General features: G+C 44.1%; 11 protein-coding genes. 2 read left to right on the forward strand and 9 right to left on the reverse strand.

From position 1 onward, the window contains the following. Window positions 1-10 precede the first annotated feature (10 nt). The 4 genes from rffA to G5B12_RS00740 form a co-directional block, all read right to left on the reverse strand. A complete protein-coding gene (gene rffA, locus G5B12_RS00725; protein WP_021976726.1) occupies window positions 11-1,141 on the reverse strand; it encodes a dTDP-4-amino-4,6-dideoxygalactose transaminase in 1,131 nt (376 codons plus the stop codon). Between the two features lie 88 nt (window positions 1,142-1,229). Next, complete coding sequence (locus tag G5B12_RS00730; RefSeq protein WP_118062068.1) at window positions 1,230-2,522, reverse strand: ATP-grasp domain-containing protein; 1,293 nt, start codon at window positions 2,520-2,522, stop codon at window positions 1,230-1,232. Beyond that, complete coding sequence (locus G5B12_RS00735) at window positions 2,519-3,490, reverse strand: hypothetical protein (RefSeq protein WP_174087568.1); 972 nt, start codon at window positions 3,488-3,490, stop codon at window positions 2,519-2,521. The genes G5B12_RS00730 and G5B12_RS00735 overlap by 4 nt, the downstream gene beginning before the upstream one ends. Beyond that, complete coding sequence (locus tag G5B12_RS00740; protein ID WP_021976729.1) at window positions 3,490-4,422, reverse strand: glycosyltransferase family 2 protein; 933 nt, start codon at window positions 4,420-4,422, stop codon at window positions 3,490-3,492. The genes G5B12_RS00735 and G5B12_RS00740 overlap by 1 nt, the downstream gene beginning before the upstream one ends. Before the next feature lie 175 nt (window positions 4,423-4,597). Here G5B12_RS00740 and G5B12_RS00745 point away from each other — a divergent pair, with 175 nt between their 5' ends. Both G5B12_RS00745 and G5B12_RS00750 read left to right on the forward strand, forming a co-directional pair. Next, entirely contained in the window at window positions 4,598-4,948 is a 351-nt protein-coding gene (locus G5B12_RS00745) for a hypothetical protein (protein WP_021976730.1), read from the forward strand. Continuing rightward, complete coding sequence (locus G5B12_RS00750; RefSeq protein WP_021976731.1) at window positions 4,941-5,279, forward strand: EamA family transporter; 339 nt, start codon at window positions 4,941-4,943, stop codon at window positions 5,277-5,279. The genes G5B12_RS00745 and G5B12_RS00750 overlap by 8 nt, the downstream gene beginning before the upstream one ends. Before the next feature lie 82 nt (window positions 5,280-5,361). Here the strand turns inward: G5B12_RS00750 and G5B12_RS00755 are convergent, their stop codons facing one another. The 5 genes from G5B12_RS00755 to cdaA form a co-directional block, all read right to left on the reverse strand. Continuing rightward, complete coding sequence (locus G5B12_RS00755; protein WP_174087569.1) at window positions 5,362-6,900, reverse strand: GH25 family lysozyme; 1,539 nt, start codon at window positions 6,898-6,900, stop codon at window positions 5,362-5,364. Window positions 6,901-7,074: 174 nt separating this feature from the next. Next, complete coding sequence (locus tag G5B12_RS17955; protein WP_174087570.1) at window positions 7,075-9,867, reverse strand: L,D-transpeptidase family protein; 2,793 nt, start codon at window positions 9,865-9,867, stop codon at window positions 7,075-7,077. Window positions 9,868-9,922: 55 nt separating this feature from the next. Further along, window positions 9,923-10,186 carry an HPr family phosphocarrier protein gene (locus tag G5B12_RS00765; RefSeq protein WP_118062024.1) on the reverse strand — a complete coding sequence of 88 codons (264 nt, stop codon included), beginning with the start codon at window positions 10,184-10,186 and terminating at the stop codon, window positions 9,923-9,925. A 34-nt stretch (window positions 10,187-10,220) separates the two neighbouring features. After that, window positions 10,221-11,525, reverse strand: a complete 1,305-nt coding sequence (locus G5B12_RS00770) for a CdaR family protein (RefSeq protein WP_174087571.1) — start codon at window positions 11,523-11,525, stop codon at window positions 10,221-10,223. Next, on the reverse strand, window positions 11,506-12,390 hold the full coding sequence (gene cdaA, locus G5B12_RS00775; protein WP_174087572.1) for a diadenylate cyclase CdaA: 885 nt from the start codon (window positions 12,388-12,390) through the stop codon (window positions 11,506-11,508). The genes G5B12_RS00770 and cdaA overlap by 20 nt, the downstream gene beginning before the upstream one ends. Window positions 12,391-12,502: the final 112 nt, after the last annotated feature.

The following is a 12,502-nucleotide window of genomic DNA, read 5'->3' on the forward strand; positions in this document are numbered from 1 at the left end:
CCTTCTTCTATCAGAATCCATCAAAAGAAGCAATTGCATCCACGACCCGTTTCGCATCCTCCATGTCAAGATTATAGAACATTGGCAGACGCATCAGCCGTTCGCTTTCTTTTGTTGTATAAACATCCTCCCCGGAAAATCTTCCGAATCTCTTTCCTGCGGGTGCGGAATGAAGGGGTACATAATGGAACACGCTGCAGATTTCCCGCTCCCGAAGATATTTCAGAAGCCGTGTACGTACTTTGATATCGTGAACTTTTATGTAGTACATATGTGCATTATGCGTACATTCTTTTGGAACATAAGGCTGCTCGATCTTTCCTTCTTCGGCAAGGAACTTCAGATTTTCATTGTAAAAATCATAAATCTGCATTCTCTTGTCACTGATCTTCTTATGCTGTTCCAGCTGAGCATAAAGATACGCCGCATTCAGCTCACTTGGAAGATAGGAGGAACCGTAATCCATCCACCGGTATTTATCTACCTGTCCGCGGAAAAACTTGCTGCGGTCCGTTCCCTTTTCTCTGAGGATCTCCGCCTTCTCCTGGTACTGGTCCTCATTAAACAGGATCGCGCCGCCTTCTCCCATAGTATAGTTCTTCGTCTCATGGAAGCTGTAGCAGCCAAAATCCCCGATAGTTCCAAGCGCTTTTCCTTTATAGTAGGCATCCACACCCTGAGCCGCATCTTCCACAACTTTCAGATTATGGCGTCTGGCGATGTCCATGATCGTATCCATCTCGCATGCTACACCTGCATAATGAACCGGAACGATTGCTTTTGTTTTTTCTGTGATCGCCTGTTCGATCAGTTTTTCATTGATATTCATGGTATCCGGCCGAATATCCACAAATACGATCTTCGCTCCCCGCAGCACAAATGCATCTGCCGTTGACACAAAGGTATACGATGGCATGATCACTTCATCACCTGGCTGGATATCCGCAAGAAATGCAGCCATCTCCAGCGCATGGGTACAGGAAGTCGTCAGCATTACATGCCCGGCATGAAAACGTTTTTCCATCCATGCAGAGCATTTCTTCGTGTAGATTCCATCCCCACAGAGCATTCCCCGTTCTACCGCATCCCGGATATACTCAAATTCCTTACCTGTAAACGCAGGTCTGTTAAAATCAATCATGTATTTCCTCTTTATTTTCTGTTTTTCATGGTTTTTCTTTATTAACTGTACATTTCATTTTCTCACACTCATGTTGTAAATTCAATGCCTATTTTTCTGCAGGTGTATAATCGGGGATCTGATTCTGATATGCCACTTCTTTTCCAGATGGATCCAGAATGTGCATTTCCCTGTAAAATTCCTGTGTCAGTTCATCCATTTCCTCACGGTTTTCCGTTTTTACGTAATACAGTGCCAGATATGGATTCGGACCATGTTCGATCACCGTTTCTCCTTCTCTATAAAAGATCCACGGTTTTTCCACTTCTTTTTTCTGTCCCAGCCGGACAGCTTTCGACTGATCTCCGATGGTGAGCAGTCTTCCCTGAAAATAGATCACAGCGCCACAGCAATGTGGTTTGTGTATGTCATGGTCTGTGAGCATTTTTTGAAGTTTTGTTCTGTCATACAGAGAAGCCAGAAGAAGTTCTTCCATATTAAATCCGTATACTATGTCAGTAAGTTCATGCTCATATCCGAAAAAACGTGCCGCAATCTCACAGACCTGGATTCCTTCCCCGGGTTTCCAGAAGAACTGCATGGAAAGCGCTCCGTCTTTCTGACCGGTCTTTTCTATATAGGCCTGCAGAAGTTCTGTGGCAGGTCTCTCTACCTTTGCCATAAGCCTGGACGGATAGACATTTCTTGTACTGATGGGAATTTCGCCTTTTGCAACCGATGTTTTTTCACGGTCTGCAATACTGATCACATGAACCTGTCCATCCAGGACCCAGGTCATCATATTAAATTCATATCCATCGTTATATTCTTCCACCAGGATCTCCGGCATATCAGAAAATTCTGCTGTTTTCTGTGACGCTTCTATAAGTTCATCCAGATTTTCAGATATATAGATTCCACGGGAACCGTATTTATCCAGCGGTTTGCTGACTACCGGGTAACGAAGCCCTTTAAGCCGCTCCTTAAGCCTGGATTTTCTGTCCGGATCTTCCAGCACCGCTGTAGGGATCTTTCGAAATCCCGGGGTTGGCAGTTCCAGTTTCCGGAGAAGTGCCCTTGTCTCGGATTTATCGCGGTACCATGGAAGCTGTTCCGGTTTCAGATAGCAGGGCAGTCCTGCCCTGTCGGCAATTTTCACCATACATTCCAGAAGCAGGTCAGAAAAGGAAGTAATGATACCGTCAATTTCTTTTTCCCGGCAAAGTTCTGCAATTCTTTCCGTGTCTGTTACCGGAATCTGATACGCCTCGTCCGCAAATTTCCTTGCCGGACCATCCGGATATCCGTCACAGACAATGGTGTAGTATCCTTTTTCCCGGGATTTCTGTACCAGCTGTACAAATTCCCCCAGAGTTCCCAGTATCAGAAGTCGGTGTTTCATGCTTTTGTTTCCTCCCATTCTCTTATGGAATCCGCAATGTAACGCATTTCTTCCTCCCCGTATCTCTGATCACAGGGCAGAGGAAGGACATTGGCGGCCCAGTCATATTCCATGGTATCCTCATCAAAATGATCGATGATATTCCGCCAGTAGGTCGGCACAAAAATTTTCCGGCCGGCCAGCCATTTTCGAAGTGCCAGCCCGTCCTCATGATAATAGGGATAGGCAAACGGTCCCTCAGGAATTACCTGATTAAAAATACTTTCTGACGGAAGAAGTTCTGTCAGCAGATGATAATTTTCTTCTCTTTTCGCTTTTATATAAGGATAATCCATAGAGCGGAGAAGATTTCCAGTCAGCCGTGACATGCGGCGGATTTCCATCTCATGATAATCTGCCGCATTGTCCAGCATCTTCTGGTAAAAAGTACCGGCATCATACTCATATCGGCCCAGAATGTGCTCAAGTCTTCCCATGGAATGATCCAGCGGTTTCTTTTCCGGATGCAGACTCGCATCCGTTGACAGATATGCCCCGTCGCTGACCCCCAGGAATTTCCGGCAGGAGTACAAAGTATCCACGCCAGGCAGAGGCTTCTGAAAAAATGCATGTGTATGATCCACGATAATGTTTCCGTAAATTTCCCTATATTGCCGGATTCTGTCATCGGTCAGCTGTCCGTAGTAATTTACAAGGTAAAGATATTCACCATCCGGAAGTTTCTTTTCCGGCAGAAGCGGACATAACTTTTCATCCATATGATAAAATTCTATTTCCACTTTTGTTTCTTCACAGGCTCCGGTCACAGAATCGCAGAGATATGTTGGAAGATAGATTTTTTTGCAGTTTCGAGCTTCCATCAACCAAAGAAGTGCGGTTCTCCCAAGGTTTACTCCACAAAGTTCAGGATAATATTCCTGACCTGTAGATTCTTCCAGTTCCAGATAACCACCGATTTCTTTTTTCATCAGTCTGTTTCCTCCTGACGGATCACATAATGTGGCATCTTCTTCGCCTCATTGAGGATATTCATAAGATAAATTCCGATAATTCCAATGGAAAGCAGTGTCAGCCCAAAGAATGCCAGCATTACCAGCATCAGGGATGTCCATCCTTCCACAGAAATTCCAAACATAAAATAACGCACCAGATAATAGATGGCCAGGCAAAGACTTACCAGAAAGCTTGCGATTCCGATGTTCCTCACCATAAGAAGCGGAAATGCCGTATGGGCCGTGATATCATAGATCAGGTCTTTCACAAGACGGCGGAAAGAATATCCGCTTTTTCCATAGGCACGGGCTGCATGCTGTACCGGCACATTGATGATCCGATTGGAGCTTAAAACCAGGAGATTGCCGATCTGCGGAAGATATGTATTGGTCTTCAGCATGGCTTCCACAAGAAAACGGCGGATCAGGCGGTAGCTGGTAATCTGAAGATTCGGGTCTTTCCCAAGCATTTTGGAAGTAGCCCAGACGGATAATTTTGTTCCCAGTTTACGGATCAGATTATGCTTCCGGCCTTCATAACTTGCAATGATCACATCCACATCATCCCGTTCATTCATGACATTGATCATCTTCGGAAGCTCTTCCGGCTGATGCTGAAGGTCATCATCCATCGTTACGATGAACTCCCCTTTTGCATGGGCAAATCCGCACAGAAGTGCCGGATGCTGGCCGAAATTTCTTGCCATCTGGATGATCTTCACACGGGAATCCTTCTCCCGGAGTTCTTTCATTACTTCAAAAGAACGGTCTTTCGATCCGTCATCTACCAGGATCAGTTCAAATTCTTCTTTTATTGTTTCCCGGAAAACTTTTTCCAGGCGAGTGTACAGTTCCTGCAGCGTATGTTCTGAATTGTATACAGGAACAACCACTGAATATAGACACATAGTTTTTTTCCTCTCTTTTGTATCAGTTGACACTTATCGTTTAATATTATCATTTTCGATTCCTGTTGTAAACCCGTTGTTGCTGTGCACTTTTCACAGAAACATTCTCTTGCATAAAACGAACAGATGCGATATATTGATTATCAGTTTACAATCACATTTATATGGAGGAAACATGACAAAACTCAAAGATTATATTCAGCTTCATCTGAATATCCTGCTGTTTTCTCTCACCAGCGTTTTTTCCAAGCTTGCGTCCGTTTATTATAATAAAGAGGGGCTTAATAGCCCGTTTCTCTATTTATTTCTTTTTCTTATGATCGCAAACTGTGGAATTTACGCCATCGCGTGGCAGCAGGTAATCAAAAAATTTTCCCTTTCCACGGCCTACGCCAACAAGAGTGTCTATCTTCTGTGGTCACAGGTATGGGCTGTAATTATTTTTCATGAAAATCTGTCGATTCAGAACATCATCGGTATCATGGTCGTTCTGGTCGGAGTCTGGATGGTGCAGAGATATGAATAGAACATTTATGCTGATCATGCTGGCAGGAACTTTTTTTTCAGCAATTTCGCAGGTTCTGCTGAAACAGAGCGCCAATATCACATACAAAAATCCTCTCAGGGAATATCTGAACTGGAGAGTAATTCTGGCTTATGGCATCTTTTTCGGAGTTTTGCTCCTCAATACCTGGTGTTATACAAGAGTCGATATGAAATTTGGTCCTGTAATCGATACCGCTGCCTATGTTTTTGTACTGATCTTTTCCTGGCGTATCCTGAAAGAAAAGATCACCCGTGGAAAAATCATTGGTAATCTGATCATTATTCTGGGTATTCTGATCTATACTTTATAATTACAACAAAAAAACGGCAATTGCCTGCTGTATCCGAAAACTCTTATGCTTTTCAGTACAGCCGGTAACTGCCGTTTTTTATTTATTTACGTTTATTTGCTGCAGCCGCTGTTATGTATACACCGTTTGCATCAAAAGTATAACTCTTTCCATTGATCTTGATCGTACAGTTTTTGTACATGATCGCAGTCTCCGGATCAAAATAATATTTCTTTCCGTCATGTCTCAGCCAGGATCTGCATGCTCTTCCACTTGCAGTAAAATAATAGGTATGGCTTTCGTTATTTCCGCTCCATGTATAGAATACGCTCTTTACCATGATTCCATCGCCGCCAAAGTAATAGAGATCGTCCTTACTGTCCATGTATCTCACATGTTTCATCATATAGCCATATTTCGTCTGGAAATAATAATAATTCTGCCCTACTTTCTTTCTTCCCTTTAAGGCATGTCCATATTGATCAAAATAATACTTCTTGCCGCTGACAGTTATCCACCGATTCTTTACGAGAACTCCATTTCTGTCCACATAACGGACCACATTCTTGGAGTCTCTGAGCAGCTTGCTCTTATACATTCCAAGTGTTTTGTCGATGTAGTACTTTTTGCCGCCGACTTCGATCCAGCCGGTTTTCTTAACACCATTTACATAATAAAATTTCTTTCCATTTTCAGTAACCCAGCCGGTTTTTCCATTGGAGGTGTCTGGTTTGGTGGATGCTTTATAGCTGGTTACGGCTCTCCACCTTGGTGTAATGATCTTTGTATAATCTACATAGCCGAAATCAATGTCTACTGTAGAATATGACGGAATTCCGGAAACCAGTCCTTTCGTACTCTTCAGATATCCGCCACCATCACCATCTGTAGCCTGCCAGATCGTATATTTATAGTTCTTTTTGTTCGGTGCAAGGATCGTGTCACCATATCGTGCCAGCCAGACATCGTAGCCGGTCATTTTACTCCAGTCCAGCTTATTGTCATACCAGTCTGTATTACAGTAGATCATCGGATAATATCCTGCTTTTTTAACCTCATTGCAGAAAGCCTTGGCAAGGTTTGCGATCTGTGTGGAAGAAAGGCTTCTCATCTTCTCATACTCAATGTCATATACCACGGGATAGGAAACCTTATAACCATTCATTTTTTTGATAGCAAGCTGTGCTTCTTTCATCGCCTGCTGTGTTGTTGTGGCAAGGCTGTATATATAAGTTCCAACAGGCATTCCTACCTTTTCGGCCTGTTTCATATTGTAATCATATTTCATATCTATATGATTCAGTCCGTAGGAAATTCTTACAAACGCAAAATCTACATTGGACTTCTTAACCTTGCTCCAGTCGATAGTATCCTGCCACTCTGAAACATCAATTCCTCTTGTAATAGCCCCTTCCAGCTTCTGTCCGCTTCCGTTATAGCAGACTCCGTTGAGCTTCTTCCATGCCTTTGAGCTTGCTGTTGAGCTGGTTGCCCTGGCCCCCGGCACTTTCTCTTCTTCTGCAACAGCCTCACTGCGGTCGACTCCACCGCCGCCCATGGCCATTACTGTAGTCCCCATTGTTCCTATTCCCAGCAACGCCGCCATACAGCCGGCTGCTAGCCATCTTTTCCAGTTTTTCATTTTTCTCCCTTTCCCCATATTGTTGTCCATGTTTATTTTTGCCTAAATTTTATTATACTGACTGTTAAATGGAAAGTAAACCCATATTTGGAAAAAGACCGGTGCCAGCCTTATTGGCTGACACCAGTCTTTCATTTGTACTTTCTGTTAATAATATTCTCTTCTGTTTCCAGATCACGGAACTTCCGGGTCTGTCGGATCAAAACTTCCATTGCCACGGAATGTAGCCAGTGGTCTGCGGCCTAACGGTCCCTTGAAGGACTCAGTATTGCTGTATTTACCACTGCTGTAAATATGGATCGTTGCTCCATTGCAGTTCTCATATACCCATTTTGCATCCGCTACACAGGTACGGATACATCCGTGAGATGCCGGATTACCAAGTTTCAGGTATTCCCATGACGGAAGGTTGTATACGCTTTTTGTGGAACCGGCTACAGAGTGAATGAAAATTCCTCCCTGTCCGCAGCCATCAACATGTGTTCCATACTGTCCCCAGGATGGTCCCATCAGAGGCTGCCATCTTAAGCTGCGGGACAGTCTGTATGTACCATCCCATGTAGGTGTTTCAGGAAGACCTACAGAAACACGGATCGTCTTAACCGGAATCGTTTTATTGGAACTTGTATAAACAGTCATAACACCATTGGTCTTATCCACTTCCAGATAATATGGTCCTCTGTAGATGGAAGTAAGGTCATTGCGGCGGAATCCGTTCTTATCAAAGTAATACAGTTTACCGTCAATCCAGCGTCTTGTATTGGTCAGATATTTGGAACCACTGTCCGGATCGATATATCTTACCTGATCATAATAGTCACTGTAGATCACCCAGCCTGTTGAAAAACGTCCCTGGCTGTCCAGATAACCGTTTACAGAACCTCGTTTTATGTTTTTATTGGTTACAACTGTGTAATTCTGCAGATAATACCAGTATTTACCTACTTTCTTCCAGCCGCTTTTTTTCAGGACACCATTGGAAGCTGCATAATACCACTGATTCCGATAACGAATCAGAGTGTTCTTATACATCCAGCCTCTGTGTGTACTGGAATTGGACGTAGCAAAGAAGTAATATTTATTACCGATCTTTGTTTTACCACTTGCAAGCTTTCCCTTGCTGTTAAAATAATAACTTCTTCCGGAGCTCTTTACTGTCAGCATTTTATTCTGATAGTGATTTCCGTTGCTGTCAAAGTAAAACCATCCATAAAACTGCTTCTTTGCGTTGAGAACTTTCTGCCAGCCTTTTTTCTCAACAACTTTTCCCGGGGTGCTTCCAAAATAATAGATTCTGTTTGATGCTCCCGCACAGTTACGCCAGCAATTTGTCCATGTAGCTCTTCTTCCGTTGCCGCCAAAATAATATCTGGCGCCTTTATATCTGACAAGTTTATTTTTCAATACACGACCATGGCTGTCTGTGACATAATAGGCATTGTCCTGATTCTTAGCCTTCGCCATTGTACTCTTCATTACATAGCCACTGGAATTCAGCATGTACAGATATTTCTTGGACATTACCATAGATACATAAACACCATGTTTCATGATCTGTCCACGTGTAGCTGTCTTCGGGCTGCAGTAAATGAAACGTTTCTCACCTTTACTGTTCACCACATAAGTCCATCCACCATAGAAAAGTTTTCCAGGAATATCGCCTTCCTTGGAAGCCGGCTGAAAATAATATTCATAGGTAGTAGAACCTGCTTTCAGCTTTATTGTACCTTTACGTGGTGCGCCATTACTTGCCAGTGTATAGTAATCATTTCCGATCTTTTTGATCTTTCCATAGAGATTCAGATCAGTTACAGATTTATAGCTTCCCTCTGCATCATAAAAACGGAAAGTTTTTCCTGTCCACAGCCAGTAGTTCTTCTGCTGCTGACCAAGGTTGGAAGTCCATGGGGTGATCGCAGCATTCTCATATCCGGAATACAGAGTTGCTTTATCCTTTTCGAGGAAATACCATTCCACCTTCTGTGTTCCTGCATATCCCGGTGTTCCAGGTTCCCGTGACATTCTTCCTGTCACCAGATATCCATCCTCATTAAACAGATAATATCCTGTATGACCATTGGTCTTGATTTTCAGAAGACCATCCTGTGCTGTAAAATAGCTATATTTAGCAGTTGTTTCTGCGGCATCTTCTGTACTGGAGGCTTCTGCTGCGTCCTCATTCTCCAGGTCCAGATCACCGGAAGCGCTGTCTGTGTTCTCATCTGCTGATGCAGGTTCTGCCACTTCTGTTTCTGTATTCTGAGCCTCATCCTGCTGTTCTGCACTCTGCGTATCTGCTGTATCTTCAGATACCTCCGGTGTTTCGACAGTATCTGCTGTATCTTCAGTTATCTCTCCTGCATTATCCCCGGAATCACTGCTGTCTGTCTGGATTTCAGACGGATTCTCAGCTGCCTTTGCCTCGGATGCAGTGCTCTCCGGTGCTGTCTTCTTACGGAGCTTATAGAAATCCCCCTCTCTGACCCAATCGTTTTCCTTGGCAACGACTACACCGTTTACGATCTCTGCTCCGGTTGCAGTTGCAGATGCCGCATCTGCACTACCTGCATCCACTGTATTTTTCTGCGCATCCGCACTGTTCACAGATGGATCTTCCAGCTCAGCCACATCTCCCGCATTAAAGTCATCTGCCGGATCTTCCGCCGGTGCTTCAGTAACATCCGGTGTCTCGGTAATATCCGGTGTCTCAGTAATGTCCGGTGTCTCGGTGATATCCGGTGTCTCAATCGGATTCTCCGGCACTACCACTTCATCTGTACTGTCGTTGTCTTCATCCGTCTGCGATTGCTGCTCATCTCCGACTTCATCACTGAAGCTGTCTTCTGAGCCAGTGCCTGCCTCTGCTGTCTGCACATCCGGGCTGCTCAAAGCCGTCGCTCCGGCTTCCAGAGTACCACCCATGCACAGTGTAAGGCTGAGCATGATTGCCACAACTCTTCTCTTCACAATAATCCCTCCTGCTCATGCTGCTGTGTTAATGAATTAATATATTTGTACGGTATCACTCGCCCAATCCACTTTCGATAAGTGATGCAAGCGCATCTATTGCCGCCTGTTCATCCTCACCATCGCAGATCAGTGTGATCTCATCTCCGCTTTTTACACAGGCCCCCAGTACACTTAATACGCTTTTGGCATTTGCTGTGCCTCCATCGTACTGAAATGTAACAGAAGATTTATATTTGATCGCTTCGCCACATAAAAGTCCTGCGGGACGGAGATGAAGCCCTGACGGGTTCCTGACCGTTACCTTATAACTTAACATTCCTATGTCTCCCTTACATGCTTTTACTCATATGTTACTGGCTGTTTCCACTGTCAACATTAGAAACTTTGGAAATTTTGATCTCAGCAGTCACATCCTCCAGAAGCTTATAACCATCCGGAAGACTGATCTTGATCGGCACTTCATAGCTGCCTTCTTCCCAGTCATCCATGGAAAGAGTCGCACTTATCGATTTCAGATTAAAGCCCGAGAGATCGCCATCCTCTGCCTGTACTTTTAATTCTACATCCGCAACCTCAAACGCCAGCTGCAGATTATCAGGCAGGCCTTTTACCTTAATATCCTCCGTCGGGAAATTGTATATTTTACTGCCTTCAGGCAGGATATTAACCGTAATCCAAAGATCCGTACTGGATCCTGTTGTCAGCTTCAGACCATCCGGAAGAAGCTCTGCAAGATTTACTTTCTTCTCCACATCATTGCTCTTACCTGAAATATCTACATTCTCGTTATCAAGATATATGGTATTTCCCTGAAGTTTCAAACTGTTCAATGCTTCCTCACTGCCGGCAACACTGAACGTTTCCGGCACTGTTGTAACACTGTCTACAACGTAGCCTTCCGCCGGTTCTCCAGTGTATCCTGCACTGATACGTATATCGGAACGTACTTTCCAGAGTTTTGCCGTAACATTTACTTTTCCGTTATTATCAAACTTCAGATAACTCATGGAATTCGATGAAAGGGTATCCTGATTCTTGTCGGTGATCGTCAGTTCCGCTCCGGTGATCGTTGTGTCCTGATCGATCCCGTCAATCTTGGAACTTACGTCCACACTCACACTATCTATTTTACCAACCAGTGATTCCGGCCCTGTAACTCTGACTTTCTCCGGATTGGCAGTAAGTGATGCAATCTCCAGGCCCTGTGCCGGCTTACTGTCACCGCTGCTTACATTAATGGCAAATTCTTTGGTAACCTTTTTCTCAAGGTGTACGCTGAGATTCTGCGGAGATACCCGGATATTCTCCGGAAGTACTCCTGCACAGGTGGCCGTAATTGGAATCATGACCGGATCCGTGTCTGTAGACTGCGCCTGCTGCAGATCTGCTACTGCCTTAATATCACTTGAGGTGAGACGGTTGACTGTCTTCCGCTCACCTGTAATATAAACACGCACTGTATTTTCACTGTCATCCTGCATGACCATCTGTCCAAGCTGATCCACATAAGCCTCATTAATGATCTGCACATCGGAGATCACAAACCCCTTTGTAATGATAGGATCGTCAACATTTACCACGATCAGCCATACCAGAATACCTACGATCACGGACATGATCTTTAAAGGGATGTTCTTAGTCAGATTTTTCTTCATGTTTCACTCTCCCTTTCAGCAGATTTCTCAGTTTGCTGTTGTCAACTACCTTTTTATTCTGTACTGCTACAAGTATTTCCCGAAGCTGCTTGCTGTTAAGGCCTCTGGAAAGTTCTCCTCCCTGAGCAACCGATACCTGCCCCGTTTCCTCGGAAACAATGATGGTAACAGAATCCGTCGCTTCACTGATTCCCACGCCTGCACGATGTCTGGTTCCCAGCTGTTTGCTCAGTTCCATATTATCAGAAAGCGGAAGATAACAGGTTGCCGCAACGACTCGATTGCCACGCACGATCACTGCTCCGTCATGGAGCGGTGTATTATGCTCAAAAATATTGATCAGGAGCTGACTGGTGAGAATTCCGTCAATATTAATACCGGTACGTATATACTCATCCAGACGGATTTCTTCTTCGATAACGATCAGTGCACCGGTTTTAACCTCACCCATATCAAAACATGCCTTAACCAGTTCATTGATCGTCTTGTCGTTAAAGCGTTCCTTGACTTCCTTTCCACTGTCAAATGGAATGATGGTTGATACGATTTTTTTCTGTCCCAGCTGTTCCAGCGCTCTTCTCAATTCCGGCTGAAAAATTACGATCACACCGATCACCAGCACATTGGCCAGATTGCGGAAGATCCACAGGATCGTATTCATCTTGAATATATAAGCGATCAGAATGAAACCGAGAACTACCAGAATACCCTTCAGCAATGTATATGCTCTTGTAAATTTGATCCAGGCCATAAACTGATATACAAAGAAAGAAATCAGTCCAATCTCAATAATATCAATAACCCCAAGTCCCGGGAGGGAAATCTTCCCCAGATATCCGGTCAGAACTGTCAGTATATTCTGCATAAGTCTCCTCCTTTCTTTCCGCTCATCCTGAGTAAAATACCATCAGCAAAAATATGTCAAGCGGATATTCGCGATCCGCTTCGCTACGTAGCTCTACACCAAATAACTGCTC

The sequence above is a fragment of the Blautia sp. MSK.20.85 genome (genome assembly GCF_013317245.1).
Classification (GTDB): Bacteria; Bacillota; Clostridia; order Lachnospirales; family Lachnospiraceae; genus Blautia_A.